We start from the raw sequence: 18,574 nt of genomic DNA on the forward strand, positions 1-18,574 counted from the left end.
TGTCCTGATTCTTTATATTGCGCGCCCGCAATGCATTAATCCTGCATTAATCCAGCATATAATTCACCGCTTAATACTTGGAATTTATTTTGATTACCACTGCCAACGTTACGATGCAATTTGGTGCTACACCATTGTTTGAAAATATCTCTGCAAAATTCGGCAACGGAAACCGATATGGTCTGATTGGCGCGAATGGTTGCGGTAAATCCACCTTCATGAAAATTTTAAGCGGTAAATTAACGCCTTCAGCAGGCAATATATCCCTTGCTCCAGGCACGAAATTGGGGATCCTTAACCAGGATCAATTCGCCTTTGAAGAGATGTCCGTCGTCGATGCGGTTATCATGGGTGACCGTGAACTGTGGGAAGTCAAACAGGAAAGGGACATTATTTACAGCAAAACAGAAATGAGCGAAGAAGACGGTATGCGTGTTGCTGATTTGGAAACCCAGTTTGCCGAAATGGATGGTTACACGGCCGAAGCGAGAGCTGGCGACATCCTTATTGCAGCCGGCATTGAAGAAAGCTACCACTTTGGCTTAATGAAAGAGGTCGCGCCAGGCAAAAAGGTGCGCGTTTTACTCGCCCAAGCGCTGTTCGCCGAACCCGATATTCTGTTGCTCGACGAACCTACCAACAACCTTGATATTTATACCATAAACTGGCTGGCGGAAGAGCTGAATAAGCGCAAATCTACCATGATCATCATTTCTCACGACAGGCATTTTTTAAATTCAGTGTGTACGCACATGGCCGACATTGATTATGGTGAACTGCGTATTTATCCAGGCAATTATGATGCCTACACCCAAGCGGCAGCATTAGCTCAGGAACAACTGCATCAGGAAAATGCCAAAAAATCGGCAGAAATAGAAGAATTACAGAGTTTTGTAGCGCGCTTTTCAGCCAACGCCTCCAAAGCAAAACAAGCTACCTCTCGCGCTAAACGCTTGGAAAAAATAGAGTTGACCGAAATAAAAGCATCAAGCCGTCGCAAGCCGTATATTCAATTTAAACAACACAAAAAATTGCACAGGTTAGCTATTACACTGGAAGACATCGGTCATGGATTCCCCGAACTTCCATTGTTTTCAAAAGGCAACCTGTTACTCGAAGCGGGCGCTCGTCTGGCTATAATTGGCGAGAACGGCGCGGGTAAAAGTACTCTGCTTAAATGTCTGATAGATGAATTGAAGGTTAACGAGGGTGTGGTTAAATGGGCAGAAAATGCCGCAGTGGGCTATGTCCCTCAGGACAGCAACCGCGATTTCGCCAACGACATGACCTTGTTTGAATGGATGTCGCAGTGGCGTGGCCCTAAGCACGACGATTTGCAGGTTAAAGCAATGCTTGGTCGGTTGCTTTTCGGATCTGATGATTTTAACAAGAAAGTCAGCGTATGCTCAGGCGGTGAGAAAAACAGGCTGCTCTTCGGCAAGCTGATGCTGCAGGATATTAATGTTTTGGTGATGGACGAACCCACCAACCACCTGGATATGGAATCCATTGAAGCGCTAAATATTGCCTTGGGCAATTTCGACGGCACGGTTATTTTCGTGAGCCACGACCGTGAGTTTGTTTCATCACTGGCCACACAAATTATTGAAATTAAAGATAAGCAACTCAATAGCTTTGAAGGCTCGTACGAGGAATTTCTCGCCCATTGCGAGAGTGCAGCCTGATACTCAACTACAGCTTCCAACTGCCTCCTCTCACTACAAGCAGTTGAAAGCTGGCAGTATTGTCGACTTATCAACTACACTCAAGACTAATGGGAAAATGGAGTCTCGTCTTGTCTGTATCACAATTCTTCCCCAACCAAATCGTACCTATTCTGGCTGGTGGCGGTACCCGTCTGCCAGCACATATTGGCATTTTACAAGCTTTGGAGGATCTCAACATAAGCTGTCGTCATATAGTTGGCGTATCCGGTGGCGCTATCATTGCAGCACTCTTTGCCAACGGCCACTCAGTATCAGCAATGAAAGCGTTGGCGCTCAACACCGACTTTCGTCAATTTGCCGATTTCTCATTCTGGCGACTATTGAGGCAGGGCGGACTGGCATCAGGCGACTACTTCGAACAATGGCTCGACACGCTGCTCGAAGGTGCCACCTTTGCGACTATTTCCTCCCCGCTTTCCATACTGGCTACCGATGTCAACGGCGGCGGACCAGTAATATTTAACCAAACGCACACACCGGATGTAAAAGTAGCTGCAGCGGTGCGGGCGTCCATGTCTATCCCGTTAATTTTCTCGTTTAAACAATACGAAGATAAGTTATTGGTCGACGGTGCCATTCTCTCTGAAGATGCGCTGTTCAAAGACTGGCAGGAGGACGGCACGCTGTCGGTATGTTTCCGCTTACAAAGCCGGCAAAAAAAGGAGGACCTGGATGTTAAGCGTCGTTTCGCCCTTCCCTTTTACTTGTTGTTGTTAGCCAGAACATTTATGTCAGCGCTATCCAGGGAATATGTTCATGCTGAATTTTGGCAACGCACTATCCTTATCGATACCGGCGAAGTCTCGGCCGTCGATTTTAACGCCTGTACAGACGACAAACAAAACCTGTTCGAAATAGGTTACAACACCACCATGGCTTACTTGCCAGCAAAACTTCAGCGCGAATTTGCAAAATTAGGCTAGGGACCTGGGTACTGTTACCCGCTCCCCATCTCTCTACTTTGCCGATTAATATCAGTTTCATCTGTTTTTTGCGACCACTTACAGGAAACTTGACTCTGGAGTAAGCTCCAGGGTTTATACTCAAGTTATGAATACAGAATTTCTCAAAATTGGTGAGCTAGCCAAGCGCACCGGCCTAACGGTAGATACTATCCGCTTTTACGAAGAGCAGGGCCTGATTCGACCTAGCCGTCGTTCTGCCGCCGGCTATCGCCAGTTTTCACAGCGGGACTTGGAAAAACTTCAGTTTATCCAGCGCACCAAGGCTGTAGGTTTTACATTAAAGGAAATCGGCGAACTGCTGGCACTGAAACTTCATCCCGACGACCATACCTGTATGGAAGTGAAAGAAGTGACTGAGCAGAAAATTGACGAAGTATCGAAAAAAATTAATGAACTAGAGAAGATCCGCAGTTCGCTCCGGCAACTTGCTATTGCCTGCGATGGCGGCCCGCACAGTGCAGAGCACTGCAATATTTTGCAGCTCCTTGATTCGGATAGGCCTTTATGACAGATATCACTATTTTTATTACCAACTTTCTGGCGTTGTTCGTTGAATCAGCGCCCTGGTTACTGTTGGGCTTGTTAGTGGCAGGGATCATGCACGAGCTGGTTCCCATTAGTTTGCTGCAAAAACACATGGGGAAAAGCAGTGTTGGCGCGGTGATTAAAGCCGCATTTATAGGCGCACCATTACCCTTGTGTTCCTGTGGTGTGATCCCCGCGGCATTAGGTTTGCGACGAAGCGGTGCATCCCGTCCTGCCACTGTGTCGTTTCTGGTATCCACCCCTGAAACCGGCGTAGATTCTGTGTCTGTTTCATACGCTTTACTTGGCCCGGTTTTCGCTATTATCCGGCCCCTCGCCGCGGTTATTAGCGCAATTTACGCAGGCATAATGGTGAAGTTTTTTGCAGAAAAAGACAGACCGCTTCACAAAATACAATCGTGTCGTTCAAAAAAAGTCGCTCACAACAAAGATAACGAACACTCAGCGCACCACCATGAACACAGAGGCACTGACAGCTGTTGTGAGACGACTAACACATCGAAGGGAAGACCGGGCAAATTTGCGTCATTGCTACAGTTTTCCACTGGGAAGTTACTCGAAGACATAACCCTGTGGTTGTTGGTCGGATTGTTACTGGCTGCAGCAATTCAAACCTGGGTACCCACGTCTTTTCTAACGTCCTGGGGTGACGGCTTTCTCGCCATGCTAGTTATGGCGCTAATTGGAGTGCCTATGTACATTTGTGCCACGGCATCTACACCTCTTGCCGTTGGTTTTCTCTCTGCGGGTCTTTCCCCTGGAGCTATACTGGTGTTTTTACTCGCAGGCCCGGCTACCAACGTATCAACCATGGGTATGATCGGCAAGGAAATGGGAAAACGCACATTGGCGATTTACATTTTCTGTATTCTGTCTTCCAGTATCGGTTTGGGATACCTGCTTAACCTGATCACAGACGCGTACGGTCTTGGCCGGTTTATTCCCACAGGGGAAGGCCATCATATTCACGGTGGCGGCGTTGAAATGGTTTATGCGTTGTGCGCCGTTTTGTTAGGGGCGTTGATAGCGCGCAACACGTGGCAAAATGGTATGAAAAAATGGGCGCGAGCGAAAACCACAAAAAAAGCCAACAATAATTCGTGTTGTCACTAGGCGCCACACATACTGGCGCTCTGTATTTCAAGACGGAATATGTTGAAATTCAGGCGCCAGCACGCTGAGACCCAGACCGCTGCGTTTATTCACTTTAACCTGTGTAGGAATGCGTTCTTTCATGGCTTCGATATGGCTAATCACGCCAATCATCTTGCCGGACGCGTTTAGGTTATCCAAAGCATCCAGCGCTACGTCCAGCGTTTGCGCATCCAGTGTGCCAAAACCTTCATCGAGAAACAAAGAATCAATACTGGTTTTGTGACTGACGAGATCGGAAAGGGCCAACGCCAGTGCCAGGCTTACCAAAAAACTCTCTCCTCCTGACAGCGTGCGTGTATCCCGTTCCACATCGCCCTGCCAGGTATCAACAATCACTAAAGCTAAGTCTTCCCCTGATTTTCTGGTCAGTTGATAACGCCCTTGCAATCGCGTCAACTGTCGGTTGGCCAGTACCAGAAGGTTATCCAGCGTGAGCCCTTGAGCAAAGGTCCGGAATTTACTCCCGCTAGCAGAGCCAATGAGGCCGTGTAATACCGATAATGTACTAAAGCTGGCTTCTTTGTCGGAAATTTCGACCATAAGCCCTTGATGCTGTTCACGCAATTCACTGTCACGTTGAAGTCTGGCTGTCATGTCAAAGCGCTGATTGAGCAAGATATCTCGCTGTTTGTTCAACGCATCTAACTGTTGCAATACTTGCTGATGTGCCACCTCCTGCCATCTTGTCGCTTCCGAGCGGCTCTGCCATTGACACAAGCGCTGCCGAGCTTCTTCAAGCAAAATTTCCGCTTTTCTTACGGCGGTATCCAACGTGCTCTTCAATGCCTGTAACTGCGCATATTCATCTGGTGTTAGCAAGGCATTAAGAAACAGCACATCGTTAGCATAACCTGCAGTATTTCTCGCCTCCAGCCATACAGCTTCCTGTTGCTGGCATCTTTCTTCAATTTTTCTCGTCACTTTCACCGCTTCTTGCCACACGGTTTCAGCGCGTCCGTAAGCCTCTCGCATGTTGGCTTGCTTGTCCGAGGACTCGTCCCTTTCTTCACTCAGTGTTTGCAGGTGTCGCGACAGTTCATCCATAACAGTACTAACCTGTTTATCGCCAAACAAAGCCACACGGGCATCCGTGGCTTTTTTAATCACACTTTCAACGGCCGATATCTCTTTTTGTAATTCCGTTAACTGCTCCTGGCAGTCAGCCAGCGCACCTTGTAGCGCTTTTCTGTCTGCGTGCAAAGAAACAAGGCTTTTCTCGATCTGTTGCGCTTGCTGTTGATTTTTCAGCCACTGCTCCCGCTCAGCTTCCCGCTGCGCCAGCCAGTCTTCGGCATCACTAACAAACGTAAACGCAAAACCAGCTTTTTGTACATCTTCAATAAGTGGTGTAACTATCCGCTCTTTGTCAGCCTCTAAAGAAGCGATAGTATCGTTTAACGTTTTCTGCTGCGTGACGCCATGATTAAAATTCTGTTGTTGCAGCGCTAAGTCTCCGTGCAACGCTTTGCTGGCTTGCTGACATTCTCGTGCAAGGTCGCGCTTTTCCTGCCAGCGTGTCGTCGCGTCTTTTATCGCATTAAGGGAGGCAGTCAGTCGCCTCTGCTCTTCCGTCAAATTAGTTTCAAACTTATCTAAAAAAGCAATATCCCTTAGTTCGCCATGAACACCCAGTTGCTCGCAGTAGCCAGTCCAGCGTGAAGATAAACCTTCCAAATCACTTTCACACTCTTGCAGTGTCTGTTCAATTTGCACCAAGCTTGCTGACAACACACTGCACTTGTCGCTGGCGGCAACGCCATCGCGCTCGGCTTCTGCCAGACGATGCTGAAGCTGAGCTTGTCGTTGCATGGTTTGCTCCACATCAATATGGCAACTGACATCAACGGCTTGCACTTTTTCTCCACACAGAGGACATGGCTCACCTTCCTGAAGCTGCTTGCGGTAAATCGCCAACTGCTCTTCCTGGGAAAGCAATGCCGCAATGTCTTTCAATGTCTCATTCACCTCTGCCCAACGCGCCCGCATTGCACTGCGGGTTGCCGTGGCACTAGCCAAAGCATCTTCGTCTTGCTTTTGCTGTTTACGCAGTCCGGCTTGCTTCTCAGTGAGTGCTATGGCCCGGTGTTGCAGCGCCTTAGCTTCGGCCAAAGGACGCCATAAACACTGCTTCTCAGACAACTGCTTTTCAAGGGCTACTTCTGAAGACTCGGCTAACAAACTATCGAGGTATGCCCTGGCTTCCGCGCATTGTTGTTCAGCACATTTTTCAGTTTCTACAGCTTGTTCAAACCGTTTCTTCGTCTCTGTCTGTAAAGCTTGCCATTTCTCAATTTCACGGCTCGCGTCATCATGTTTTTTCTTTATTTCAGCAATGCTCGCTATCACATCACATCCCTGTTCAATTCGAATTCGCCAGCCGGGAATCTTTTCCGCCAGTACAGCGTGATGCGCATGAACGCAGGAATATTGCTCACAGGCAGCCTTTGTAGCTTCAGCCTTTTCAACATGCATATCTGCCTCAGCCAAAGCCTTGCGGTGTTCTGCACATTTGTCTTTCGCGCGTTGTCGAGCGGTTACTAAGTCAGATAAATGTTTGTTCTCTGCTACTATCTGAGCATCCAGGGGATTGACTTTTTCCTCGATGAATACCCGTTGAGTGTCGTATTCATGTTGCGCTTTTTGCCACTTTGCATGCGCAGCTTCCGCCTGAGCATTAGCTATCGCCAAGGTCTTTGCAAGACGCGACTTTTCTTCCAGCGCCTCTGCTACCAGTTCTGCTTGCTTGTCCCGTTCGCTTTGTCGCTCCTGTAACAGCGCCCAAACCGGGCGCAACTGCTGAGCGGGTTCGCCATCAGCTAGTTTCTGCAACTTGTTGACGTTGTTCTGTTTGTCCTGTCGTGCATTTTGCAAAGCTGCAGCCGCTTGCTCCAGTGCCGTTTGTCGTTGCTCAACGCCCTCCCACCAGCGCAGCCCTTGTTGCCACACACCGATATCGTCACCCACTACCTGCAATTGCCCACTGACGGTTTCCAGTTGCTCTATGAGGCCCTTGTGTTCTGCTTCATCTAACAATTGAACCGCGTCAACTTTTGTTCGCAGCAGGGCCAATGCTTGCTCTTCTGCTTTGTAGGCTTCGTGCACCCGCTGGGAAATCAAACCATATATTTCTGTTCCGGTAAGTTCTTCCAGCAATTCTGCGCGCTCACTTTCCTGAGCATTCAAAAAAGCGGCAAACTGCCCTTGTGACAAAAGCATTGATTTAGTGAAACGGGCAAAATTCAGCCCTGTAATCCTTTCTATTTCCTCGGTTTTAGGCCTTATCTGAGACGCGAGTATTTTCTTACTGACAACTTCGGCCAGCTCAACCTCTGCCTGTTGCAAATTCCCGTCTGGTTTCCCCCTTGCCCGTCGCATACTCCAAAAAGCGCGATAGGCAGTATCTTTCACAGAAAATTCTACCTCAGCGAGACACTCGGCAGTCCCTCTTGTCATGATTTCATTGGAGGAAGACGACAGTTGACCTAATCGCGGCGTTTGGTGATACAACGCAAGGCAGATGGCGTCGAGCAATGTTGTTTTTCCTGCCCCAGTGGGACCTGTAATTGCAAACAAGCCATTGTCTGAAAAAGGGGGATGAGTGAAGTCAATTTTCCAATCGCCTTTTAAAGCATTCAGGTTTTTTAAACGCAGTGACAAAATTCTCATTCACCCTTATCCTCATCCAAAGAGGCCACCACTTCTGCAAAGCGCTGGCGAAGCCGAGTATTGAGTGCTGGGTCGAGGGAGTTGTCCAACGCCTGTAAGCGGCGCTCAAACACTTCGTGAGGCGTTAACTCTGTCAGGCTTTCTTCGCATTCACGGCCCATGGCTTGTGCCTGTGCTGACCTGATGCGGCGCAACTGCAGTACTTCCACAGGCAGAGAGGATACCATTGACTGAATTCTTTGATGAAGATCCGTCATATAGCCTTCACTGGTCACCTCAATGCACAACCAAGTTACATTTTTGGCCCCCTTGTACGCTGCCAGTTGCACTTCAATTTCAGCCAAATTGCCCCGCAGCACTGCCATGGGTTGAAAGCGGGGAACCGGCACCGGCAATATCGCGGTTCTCCGATTGCCCTGAAAACTTACGATCAATACTTGTTTTTGCGTCGATACTTCATCGAAGCTCAAAGGAATAGGCGAGCCGCTGTAGCGAATATGCTCGCGTTTAGCCACCACTTGTGGACGGTGAATATGCCCGAGTGCGATATAGTCAGCGGGGGGAAAACCGTCTGCCGAAAACCCTTCCAGTGTACCAATATAAATGTCTCTAACGCTATCTGACTGGCTTACACCTAACGCAGTAAGGTGACCTGTTGCGATAATAGGTATTGCCAATCCCAGGGCATCTCTGCGCTCACAGGCCTGTTCGAAAAGTGCGTGATAGTGGGCGGAAATAGCTTCGCCCAACCGAGCCTTTTTGTCGTCGCCTGATTGGCCCGCCTCACTGGAAATGAGGTCGCGTGGACGCAAAAACGGCACCGCACACACTAACGCGGCGACCTGACCAGTGGTGTCTTTAACTTCAATAAGCTGCTGCGACAAGTCCTCTGTGCACGCCGCTACCACAGTCGTATTTAAATGCTGTAACAAGCCCCTTGTTTCATTCAGTACAGAAACAGAATCGTGGTTGCCACCTAACACAATAAGCGCACAACCCGTTGCCTGTAAAGACACAACAAACGAGTGGTACAATTCCCGGGCATAGCTCGGTGGCGAGGCGGTATCAAAGACATCTCCGGCAACGATGATCGCCTGAATTTCGTGAGTCTGTACAATAGTTAGCAGCCAATCGAGAAAAGCCTGATGTTCATTTTTTCTGTTTTGATTAAAAAAGCTCTGGCCCAGGTGCCAGTCAGAAGTGTGAAGGATGTTCATACTACAGCAAACTAAATGGAATTCTCGTCACCTTATCACAGGAGAATAGAAAATCTCCACAGCAGGCAGGGACCTTCCTCTACTCACCATTTTTCACGCACCATTCTATTGATGTATACCGCTTAACGAGTCTCTGGTTAACCGGAACACCGGGTTAAGTGTGGGGATATTTCGCCACGACTTACTGCCTTGTAAAATGACAATGTGGCTTAATAAGGTGACGGCCCGCCTTCTTCAATGAATCGATCAATTCGCTTTTCTAGCACCGACAGTGGCACCGAGCCGAGCTGCAGCACAGTATCGTGAAAATGTCGGATATCGAACTTTTCCCCCAACGCCTTTTCGGCCCTGGCCCGACAAGACTCCATCGTCATTTGTCCAAGATAATAAGACAGTGCCTGACCTGGCCACGCGATATAGCGATCAATTTCCGTCGTCACTTCGTGCACTGAAAGCGCAGTATTGTCTTTCATGAATTGTAATGCTCGTTCCCGGCTCCATCCTTTGGCGTGAATACCCGTGTCTACCACCAAGCGCGCTGCACGCCACATCTGATAGCTCAACATGCCAAAGATTTCGTAAGGCGTGTGATACATGCCCATTTCTTCACCCAACTTTTCCGAATAAAGTGCCCACCCTTCGCCATAGGCAGAAACGTAGGTCTCACGTCGAAAAGCCGGAATATCCTCATTCTCCAATGAGAGCGGCATTTGAAATGCGTGTCCTGGGGCTGACTCATGCAATGTTAGCGCGGGTAGCGAATACAGAGGGCGTGAAGGCAAGTCGTATGTATTCACCAGATAAATCCCTGGACCTCCCCGCCCTGCCGTGTAAAAAGGAGCAATATCATCAGGCACAGGCAAAATAGCAAAGCGCGCCCGTGGCAAGCGGCCAAACCAGTCATCGGCGACGGCATCGAATTCCTTGGCAGTCCACGCGGCTCTGTCTAACAAGGCCTGCGGCGTTTCAACATAAAACTGAGGGTCGGTTCTTAGGAAAGTCAGAAATGCTGACAAATCGCCTGAAAAATTCACCTCTTCCATGACATCATGCATACGGGCTCGAATTTTCGCTACCTCCTGTAAGCCGATGTCATGAATGTCTTCCGGCGTTAAATCCAGAGTGGTATATTTCTTTGCCTGAGCTTTGTAATACGCTTTTCCATCGGGTAAATCGTAGGCTGCAATAGACGGCTGTGCATTGGGAATATAGTCGTCAACCAAAAACGTCAACAGTTTTTCATGTGCTGGGACCACAGACTTTTCAATTGCCGCCAATACCTTCTTAGTAATGCTTTTTCGCTTCACTTCATCCATTCTGGCGGGAAATTTCTTAAGCGGTAAAAAATAAACGTTGTCTTCGCCTTCATGAGTCACTACCGAACGCACAGATGACTCGCGGCCTTGCAATGAAATCTTTGGCAATGTGAATTGTCTGGCCAGCCCCAATTTCATGTTTTCAATTTGTTCATCGAAATAGCGGGGCATGTCGTTAAGCCAGGCAATGTAATTCAGGTAGTCCTGTTCTGAATGAAAAGTCTCTCTGGCGAGGTAGGTTAAATCGCTCCAGAATGCAGTATCACCTAACAGTGGTTTTTCATAGGTCTTAAATGTCTGATCAGCAAGCAGAGTTTCAATTTGATTTCGATAAACGGCGTAATTGGTCTTATTCACATCAGACAACGCGGCAGTATTAATACCGTTTAAATCTCGTAAGACCTGCTGCCACATACTAAATTTTTGATTCTGCTTGGTAATACTCACATCTGGTAGCGATGATGGAATAGCCCGGGTGTCGCTGTTTTCATCTACTGAACTCTGATTTTTTCGCCACTGCCATTCACGGGTATAGATGTCTTCAAACTGACGATTGACATCTCGTTGTAAAACCTGTGTGCTCGCCCTTGCTTGCTCGGCCAGGCCCATACCTGCCAACAACACAGCGACAACCAATATTGCTTGTAAACCTCGTTCCACGGTGATCTCCTCTTGTTATTATTTTGCCTGCCAGTCGATTTAGTTTTTATTGTCGTCACTTGTGCCTAGGCCAACGCTTTTTACAGTATGCCCAGCCAAGTAGCAGTATCACAAGGAAAGACATCATATATTCTTGCTTTTCTAACGCAAGGTTGCTGTTTCCTGTGTGTGACCTGCTATAGTGCGCGACAGACCTCGTTCACTATGCTGGAGAAAAAATGCTACCTAAAGGCATTGGCGGAAAAACCCCGGAACAAGCACTAGCAGATTTACACAATATGACATTGACGTGTAACCCTATCGGTACGCCGGAATACCTGTCGCGTATCGCTGCAGCACAAAACCGTATGCGCGAGCTAGGCATCAGTGCCTTATATGTAAACGCGGGGACAAACTTATCGTACTTTACCGGGCTTGACTGGTATGCCAGTGAACGCCTTGTTGGTGCGATTCTTCCCGAAAAAGGGGATATTCAATACATTGCTCCGGCGTTTGAACGCGGATCCATCGAAGAAAAAATGGTGATTCCCGGTGTATTTCATGGCTGGCAGGAGCACGAGAGCCCCTATGCCTTATGCGCACAGCTTGTTAAAACGCTAAACTTAGGCCACGGCAAACTGGCCATTGATGAATCTACGGCTTTTTTTATCGCCAACGGGTTACAACGGGCCCTGCCGACGATGCCCATTGTTGATGGTAGCGTTGTAACAGCACACTGCAGAATGCACAAAAGTGAGCATGAACTTGCGTTAATTCAACGGGCCATGGACATGACCCTCACGGTTCACAAAGCCGCAGCAAGTATTCTTCGCGAAGGTATGTCCACCACGGAAGTCGAAGCCTTCATTCATGAAGCCCATAAAAAAGTAGGAGCTTCATCGGGATCTTATTTTTGTATTGTTTTGTTCGGCGGCGCAACGGCGTTTCCTCATGGGGTGAAGAACGCACAAGTCTTAAAACCCAATGATTTAGTACTTATTGATACCGGTTGTCGGCTGCATGGCTACCTGTCCGATATTACTCGCACCTATTGCTTTGGCAGGGCTACCGAAAAACAAAAGATCTTGTGGCAAGCAGAGAAAAATGCACAGTTGGCAGCATTTCATGCTGCCACCCTCGGTGCCAGCTGCGGCAGTGTTGATGCTGCAGCCAGAAGTGAATTAGCAAAATACGACTTGGGGCCTGAGTATGATCTTCCCGGTTTGCCACACAGAACCGGCCATGGAATAGGTATGGACATTCACGAGTGGCCCTACCTGGTTAAGGACAATCCACACCAACTTGCCGCTGGTATGTGTTTTAGCAATGAACCGATGATTGTGGTACCTGGTGAGTTTGGTATTCGCTTAGAAGACCATTTTTACATGACAGAATCTGGTCCGGTTTGGTTCACTCGGCCAGCACACTCGCTGGACGACCCATTCCATCTTCAGCAATAATGAGAAAAGAATAATCGAGGTACAATCAGGCGAGGACATTAGTAATAATACAATGAGTTATGATATCCCCAAAGAACGACACGAAACATTACTTGAGATAAAGAAAAGTAAGTTCTACGCCTGTGCGGACTTTGTTGACTCCCGGGAGGCAGCAATGACATTTCTAGCTGATATCAAGTACCGCTATCCCGATGCAAGACACCATTGCTGGGCATATATGCTGGGAAGCCCCACTCAACCCACCAGTGCCGCCATGTCAGATGACGGCGAGCCCTCTGGTACTGCAGGCAAGCCTATTCTCAACGTATTACAGCACAAACCTATCGGCGATATTATGATGGTGGTCACCCGCTATTTCGGCGGTGTAAAACTGGGAGCAGGGGGACTTGTGAGAGCATACTCTGCCGCCGCTCAGCAAACGATGGAAACTCTGCCCGTTAAAACCCGTGTCCCCCTTGAGACCAGGCAAGTTTGTACTGACTTCGCCCACGAGCAGTTTTTACGCCACTGGGTGTCTACCGTATCCGGCGACGTGGTGGCGTGCAAGTACTCTCACGAAGTTACACTTACCCTGGCCTTTCCCACCCATGCACTAGACGCCCTGCAACAATTATCAGCGAGCATGGGCTTTAGCGTATCCCAGCCAACGTAACAAACAGGCAGATTTCCCTTGTCATGACCCGTTGTCAGATGACTCTCCTGTTGCAATAAAGGTGTACAAGTGTACGCTGAAAATTTACACTACCGAAAATCATACAGGAGACCGCCATGGAAAATGATAAAAATGCGCGTGTCGCACCAAGATTATACAACCGCGCATACAGTGCAGTGGAAGAGTGGCTAAACAGCGTAAGCCATGGTATTGGGTGTGTGGCTGCCATTGTAGGTTTGGTGTTTCTGTTGTTCCGCGCAGAGCATCCCCTCGCGGTTACTGCCGCCGCCATATACGGCGTGACTCTTATTCTTATGTTTCTCAGCTCCACGCTTTACCATGCCATCTCGCATGGCAAAGCAAAAGGAATGCTTAAGTTATTCGATCACAGTGCTATTTATCTGCTCATAGCCGGTACCTACACACCATTAATGTTAGTCAGCATCGGCGGCTGGCTTGGCGTAACGATGACCGCGGTCATATGGGCGTTGGCGCTAGCGGGAGTGGCTTTTAAGCTTATCGCTCAACATCGTTTTCCCAAAGTGTCTGTGGCTACTTACCTGCTCATGGGGTGGATAGCGCTGGGTATGATCTACCCCTTGTACATGGCATTGCCTGGTGCAGGACTCTGGCTGCTATTTGCCGGCGGCTTGTTGTTCAGTATAGGCGTGATATTTTACGTCGCCAAAACCAAGCCCTACACCCATGCAATCTGGCACCTTTTTGTGTTAGGTGGGTGCAGTTGCCATTTTTTTTCAATCTATTATTTCGTCGTCTAACTCGTTGAAAAACGGCTGTGGTTAACGTGTTTTTTTGGCCAGCCTGTTCCTGCAGCTGCTCCAGTTCCACTGCTCAACCAGGTGATGCATCGCGTGCAAACAAGACGACAAACCTTAAAAAGAGCTGTCTGCAATCAGCAACATCATTGGCTGCTGACAAATCATCCCCCCGGCACAACTTTCCTCGAACACCTGCATTGGTTTACTGTGTCCCTCGTCCGCCCGCTGTCCGCAGCCGTGTTTATCATTAAAGTTAGCGATTGGTATCAGACTTGCTAACTGTGCTCAGACAATGTTATCTGGTGCGGGAGTTGGAGTTTTTGAACATGACAAATCATTGTCCCTATCGCTTTCCTTTTTATGCCTGTTGGATGCTGTCAACATTGGTCCCCTGCCTGCTTTTTGGTTGTACTAAAGCCATATCCGAAAATCGCCCCGGCTATTTGCCTGGTCAACCCGGTGGCTACATACTGGAACAACTGCATAAGCAAACGCTCCCTACCCTCCCCAAAACGCGGGAAATAGTAGAAAATGCAGCAGATACCTCTCGCTTCGCCGCCCGTCTAGCATCCATCTCACAGCACAATTCTAACCACGCAGCCAGGCTACTCTTACTCATGGAAAGTGGCACCCTGCTTACAGATGCCGTAGTGGCATTGATTGGCGAAGAGAAAGACGAGAACGAAATGGGCAAAATAGTGGATGTGGCGATGACCTTGTTTCCACTTCAACAAAACCAGATCTATCGCGCACTACTTGCTAACTCGCCACTGCGTTCAACCTTAGTAGATAAGTGGGCCAAAACCAAAGGGGTTCTCACCGTACCTACCTATCCGGCACCAGACGAAAACGGAGTGTTTATTCAGCCCCTTATCGAATCTGCCAGTATTACGCTCAGCGGGATTTCTCAACATGCCCATGGCCAAATTTACTACAAGGAAACCCATGCCGACGGCTGGAAACCGGGTCGCGATCTGGAATGGGAGCCAGTGCAAGGAGTGCTTACAGGGCCATTAGTTCACCTGAAACCCAATACCCGCTATGACATCAAAATCACTGTGTTGCAAGACAACCAGCAAGTGCGAAACGTACTGACTCACTTCCAAACCCGGCCCGACTCCCCACCCATAGACGAAAATAAGGTTTATCGGTTATCAGACATTTACAAAGGTGGCACCCTAGACCTCAACGCACTGAATATTCAAGGCTCAGCGGGCGGATACGCGAAAATCGTTGGCGATGAGAATACCGTGATACGCCCAGGAAGAGGCGACAAATATGGCATTTACCTGGGAGACAACAGCTACATATACTTTGAAAACATTACCATTGAGGGCGCTCGGGTACATGGTGTTTACGGCGAAAACACCCACCATATTTGGCTCAACCAGTGCGATATTTCGGGCTGGGGTCGTTCGCCTAACATTCTCAAAAACGGAATCGCATACGAGCAGGAAAACGCCCAGCCAATTAACTATGACTCAGGCATTTACTTTCGCCGGTCTGGTGTGATCACTGTGGAGAATTGTTACGTGCACGGGCCTAAAGCCAAAGCTAATGACTGGTCTTTCGGACATCCCAAAGGACCAACTGCATTTTTAGCACATGCTAACCATCCAAACGTAGCTTTTAAAGGTCAAATAATCTTACGAAACAACCGTTTTGAAGGCGATCCATCCCATCGCTTTAACGATATCATTGAAGGTAGAAAAAACGGCGAGCCACTCGGTGGGTTTGTCAGAGATTCAGCCATTTACAACAACGCGCTTACCTATGCCAACGATGATGCCATCGAAATCGATGGCGGCCAGCAAAACGTGCTGGTGTACAACAATGATATTTCTCATAGCTATACGGGTATAAGCATGACACCGGTTCGCGTGGGGCCGTCTTACGTATTTAACAATTACATTCACGATCTTGGTGATGAAACAGGTAAGCAATGGGCTGCCATAAAAATGGGGGGGCTGATGACTGGCCCGGTGGGAAAAAGCATCGTCCTACAAAATTTGATCACCGTTGATCGAAACGGCCTTACTGCTTCTCGTTTCCGCGCCGACGATACCTTTTGGACATACGCTCGCAATAACGTGGTTATCACCCGAAAAAACAACAACATGGTTGGATTCAACATTTTCGATCCCCAGGGGTTTTCCGGTTCTGTCTTTTGGCAAAACTACTTATACAACCTCGCACTGGAAAAACCTAAAATAGAGAGTGATATACTGACAGATTACGAATTCGACGAACCCAAACTGAATAAACAGATAGCAGAAGCTTTATTCGCAAAAGGAAAATCTGTGTTACTGCCTAACAATGATAGTAATCACATCAATAACTTCTCGCAAACAACAGAAGATAAAGCACAAACTATTATTGGTATCACCGAGTAAACAAATCGTGCATGCAAAAAGTAAAACAGGGACGTGCCAGCCATGTCGTTAAAAGCAAAATCGCTAAAAGGCGCCTTCTTCAACCTTTCAGCCAACGGCGCTGGGCAACTGGTAAATTTTGTTGTCTACGCCATCATGGCCAGGATCCTCGGTGTCGAAGAGTTTGGTCTGGTAGCCATTTGTCTGATGGTCGTGGATTTTTGCAATTTATTCGTTACCGTGGGGGTCTCTCAAAACCTCATTCAGCGAAAGCACTGGGATACCGACTTTGCTAATGCGTCTTTCTGGTTCTTGATAGAGGTATCGCTGGCCATTACCCTACTGATGTTCACCATTGCGGTGCCCATCGCATGGTATACCTACTCAGAATTGGCCGCACAACTCATCGCAGCATTGGCAATTATCCCGCTCACCAATAGTATGCGCTTAGTTCCTAAAGCAAAAATGGAGCGGGATTTTGCCAACAAACGGTTAGCGGCTTATGACACCGCAGGCGTGGTCGTTGGCGGCTTGGTATCTGTCGCCACGGCATTGACTGGTTTTGGTGCCTGGGCGATTATTTTCGGCAAAATTATACAGACATTTGTTGCCACATTGCTCACTTGGTATGGCTCTGCCTTCAGACCCCAGTGGACACGAGGCAAACACTTCTTACCTGAAATTTTCCAGTTTGCCAAACCCCTTATTGGCATGTCGTTCCTCAACTTTTTTTCACAGCGTACGTCAAACATCATTATTGCTGCTTTTCTCGGTGCAAGCACGTTTGCCTACACGTCTGTGGCCCGCCAGGGTTTCTCTGTACTAAATAACCTGACGTTCCAGCCTCTCAACAGAATTGCACTGGCCGGTTTGTCCCGGGTAACTGATGATACCTTGCCACTTACATTTTCCCGTGTGGTGAGTATGACCGCGTTATTCGTGACACCGGTATATTTTGGGGTTGGTGCGGTGGCACACCCATTCATAGCGGTGGTGTTTGGCGATAAATGGGTAGACAGTGCCTATTTGCTGTCCATCCTTGCCTTGCAAACCCCCTGCAACGTAATGGCCTATTATTTACCCAGTTTGCTTATTGCCCGAGGTTTACCGAACCAAGCGTTTAAGCTCAACCTGATAAACCTGATATTCAACTTTGCGCTACCTCTGGCAGCGGTTCCATGGGGGCTTTTCGCAGTAATAGCCGCTTTGGTTGTAGCGAATTACATTACCCTGCTCATTAAGTTTACGCTGGTACAAAAGGTACTCAACATCAGGTTAAAAGAGACCATTTCACAAACCTGGATGTTCACATTAAGCGGTGCACTGATGTTTGCGGCTGTATTGTTTACTGAACGCAGTGGTGTCATTGGCACTGAAAACCCGTTCATCGTTTTACCTGTGTTAGTTTCCCTTGGTGCGGCATTGTATGGCGGAACCCTGTTGCTTTTCTTCCGAGGAAAAACCCTTGCTGTTATCCGCGAATTTAAAACCCAAAAGAAAACATCATAGCGCCATATTTCGCTCAAACTGCTGGCTCCACTGCTTAGGCGAATACCCGTACATACGTTTAAACTCACGGCTGAACTGAGAGGTACTGACGTAGCCGACTTCCATTGCCGCGGTATTAACCGAAGTTCCGCCAGCGATGCGCATCGCAGCCGCTGGCAAACGCACTCGTGTTTACGTGTGCCACCCTGGCGCTTCCAATACGTCGTTGATTCGTGAAAACGCCAGTTTGGCGACAAGGCTGAGCTGGAAACTAATGGTTAAACTTGGCATGGCGCAGACCGCCGAAAAAGGGGCCTACCCAGAGGTAATGTGTGCCACTGAACACGGACTGAAAACCCGAGCCTATTACGGTCCGACCGGACTGCTGAACTTTGGAGGCCCGGTGGGTGAATGCACTTTGCAGCCCTTCGTAGTAGACAAGCCTGTAATGACCAAACTATGGGCCTTATCAGAGCAACAAACCCACTGTTCCTGGATAATCTGATAGTGCCAGCAATACTATCCTATTCATGGCGGAATACGTACAAAGGGCAAATAAGACGCACCACACTTAACAAGTCTTATATGCTTA

Annotated in this window: 14 protein-coding genes; 10 read left to right on the forward strand and 4 right to left on the reverse strand. The window is 48.3% G+C overall.

What is annotated here, in order from left to right:
- Window positions 1-89: 89 nt before the first annotated feature.
- From KO518_RS03375 to KO518_RS03390, 4 genes are all read left to right on the forward strand, one after another.
- On the forward strand, window positions 90-1,685 hold the full coding sequence (locus KO518_RS03375) for an ABC-F family ATPase (protein WP_216024429.1): 1,596 nt from the start codon (window positions 90-92) through the stop codon (window positions 1,683-1,685).
- A gap of 110 nt (window positions 1,686-1,795) precedes the next feature.
- The gene (locus tag KO518_RS03380; RefSeq protein WP_252735875.1) at window positions 1,796-2,650 is read left to right on the forward strand and encodes a patatin-like phospholipase family protein; all 855 of its coding nucleotides are present in this window, start codon (window positions 1,796-1,798) and stop codon (window positions 2,648-2,650) included.
- A gap of 127 nt (window positions 2,651-2,777) precedes the next feature.
- Window positions 2,778-3,200, forward strand: a complete 423-nt coding sequence (gene zntR / locus KO518_RS03385) for a Zn(2+)-responsive transcriptional regulator (RefSeq protein WP_216024431.1) — start codon at window positions 2,778-2,780, stop codon at window positions 3,198-3,200.
- On the forward strand, window positions 3,197-4,351 hold the full coding sequence (locus KO518_RS03390) for an SO_0444 family Cu/Zn efflux transporter (RefSeq protein WP_216024432.1): 1,155 nt from the start codon (window positions 3,197-3,199) through the stop codon (window positions 4,349-4,351). Before zntR ends, KO518_RS03390 begins: the two co-directional genes overlap by 4 nt.
- Window positions 4,352-4,378: 27 nt before the next feature.
- On the opposite strand, the gene KO518_RS03395 is transcribed toward KO518_RS03390, so the two are convergent.
- From KO518_RS03395 to KO518_RS03405, 3 genes are all read right to left on the reverse strand, one after another.
- Window positions 4,379-8,059 (reverse strand): AAA family ATPase, encoded by a 3,681-nt coding sequence (locus KO518_RS03395; RefSeq protein ID WP_216024433.1) that lies wholly within the window; start codon window positions 8,057-8,059, stop codon window positions 4,379-4,381.
- Complete coding sequence (gene sbcD / locus KO518_RS03400; RefSeq protein ID WP_216024434.1) at window positions 8,056-9,276, reverse strand: exonuclease subunit SbcD; 1,221 nt, start codon at window positions 9,274-9,276, stop codon at window positions 8,056-8,058. The genes KO518_RS03395 and sbcD overlap by 4 nt, the downstream gene beginning before the upstream one ends.
- Before the next feature lie 209 nt (window positions 9,277-9,485).
- Entirely contained in the window at window positions 9,486-11,252 is a 1,767-nt protein-coding gene (locus KO518_RS03405; RefSeq protein ID WP_216024435.1) for a DUF885 family protein, read from the reverse strand.
- A 218-nt stretch (window positions 11,253-11,470) separates the two neighbouring features.
- Here KO518_RS03405 and KO518_RS03410 point away from each other — a divergent pair, with 218 nt between their 5' ends.
- From KO518_RS03410 to KO518_RS03430, 5 genes are all read left to right on the forward strand, one after another.
- Entirely contained in the window at window positions 11,471-12,691 is a 1,221-nt protein-coding gene (locus KO518_RS03410; RefSeq protein ID WP_216024436.1) for a Xaa-Pro peptidase family protein, read from the forward strand.
- A 52-nt stretch (window positions 12,692-12,743) separates the two neighbouring features.
- Window positions 12,744-13,343 carry a YigZ family protein gene (locus tag KO518_RS03415; protein ID WP_216024437.1) on the forward strand — a complete coding sequence of 200 codons (600 nt, stop codon included), beginning with the start codon at window positions 12,744-12,746 and terminating at the stop codon, window positions 13,341-13,343.
- 116 nt (window positions 13,344-13,459) lie between these two features.
- On the forward strand, window positions 13,460-14,122 hold the full coding sequence (locus tag KO518_RS03420; protein WP_216024438.1) for a hemolysin III family protein: 663 nt from the start codon (window positions 13,460-13,462) through the stop codon (window positions 14,120-14,122).
- 326 nt (window positions 14,123-14,448) lie between these two features.
- Entirely contained in the window at window positions 14,449-16,515 is a 2,067-nt protein-coding gene (locus tag KO518_RS03425; RefSeq protein WP_216024439.1) for a right-handed parallel beta-helix repeat-containing protein, read from the forward strand.
- A 42-nt stretch (window positions 16,516-16,557) separates the two neighbouring features.
- Complete coding sequence (locus KO518_RS03430; RefSeq protein WP_216024440.1) at window positions 16,558-18,003, forward strand: oligosaccharide flippase family protein; 1,446 nt, start codon at window positions 16,558-16,560, stop codon at window positions 18,001-18,003.
- On the opposite strand, the gene KO518_RS03435 is transcribed toward KO518_RS03430, so the two are convergent.
- On the reverse strand, window positions 17,998-18,168 hold the full coding sequence (locus KO518_RS03435; RefSeq protein WP_371742235.1) for a helix-turn-helix domain-containing protein: 171 nt from the start codon (window positions 18,166-18,168) through the stop codon (window positions 17,998-18,000). The genes KO518_RS03430 and KO518_RS03435 overlap by 6 nt on opposite strands.
- Before the next feature lie 88 nt (window positions 18,169-18,256).
- On the opposite strand from KO518_RS03435, the gene KO518_RS03440 reads away from it, so the two are divergent.
- The gene (locus KO518_RS03440; RefSeq protein WP_252735878.1) at window positions 18,257-18,487 is read left to right on the forward strand and encodes a hypothetical protein; all 231 of its coding nucleotides are present in this window, start codon (window positions 18,257-18,259) and stop codon (window positions 18,485-18,487) included.
- The last annotated feature ends 87 nt before the right edge of the window (window positions 18,488-18,574 follow it).

The organism is Aestuariibacter sp. A3R04 (assembly GCF_018860805.1).
In the GTDB taxonomy this organism is placed as follows: Bacteria; Pseudomonadota; Gammaproteobacteria; order Enterobacterales; family Alteromonadaceae; genus Alteromonas.

Coding starts and splice junctions, on each gene's coding strand:
- KO518_RS03410 (WP_216024436.1), top strand. CDS start 11,471: ATGCTACCTAAAGGCATTGGCGGAAAAACCCCGGAACAAGCACTAGCA.
- KO518_RS03430 (WP_216024440.1), top strand. CDS start 16,558: ATGTCGTTAAAAGCAAAATCGCTAAAAGGCGCCTTCTTCAACCTTTCA.
- KO518_RS03420 (WP_216024438.1), top strand. CDS start 13,460: ATGGAAAATGATAAAAATGCGCGTGTCGCACCAAGATTATACAACCGC.
- KO518_RS03415 (WP_216024437.1), top strand. CDS start 12,744: ATGAGTTATGATATCCCCAAAGAACGACACGAAACATTACTTGAGATA.
- KO518_RS03390 (WP_216024432.1), top strand. CDS start 3,197: ATGACAGATATCACTATTTTTATTACCAACTTTCTGGCGTTGTTCGTT.
- KO518_RS03395 (WP_216024433.1), bottom strand. CDS start 8,059: ATGAGAATTTTGTCACTGCGTTTAAAAAACCTGAATGCTTTAAAAGGC.
- KO518_RS03440 (WP_252735878.1), top strand. CDS start 18,257: ATGGTTAAACTTGGCATGGCGCAGACCGCCGAAAAAGGGGCCTACCCA.
- KO518_RS03425 (WP_216024439.1), top strand. CDS start 14,449: ATGACAAATCATTGTCCCTATCGCTTTCCTTTTTATGCCTGTTGGATG.
- zntR (WP_216024431.1), top strand. CDS start 2,778: ATGAATACAGAATTTCTCAAAATTGGTGAGCTAGCCAAGCGCACCGGC.
- sbcD (WP_216024434.1), bottom strand. CDS start 9,276: ATGAACATCCTTCACACTTCTGACTGGCACCTGGGCCAGAGCTTTTTT.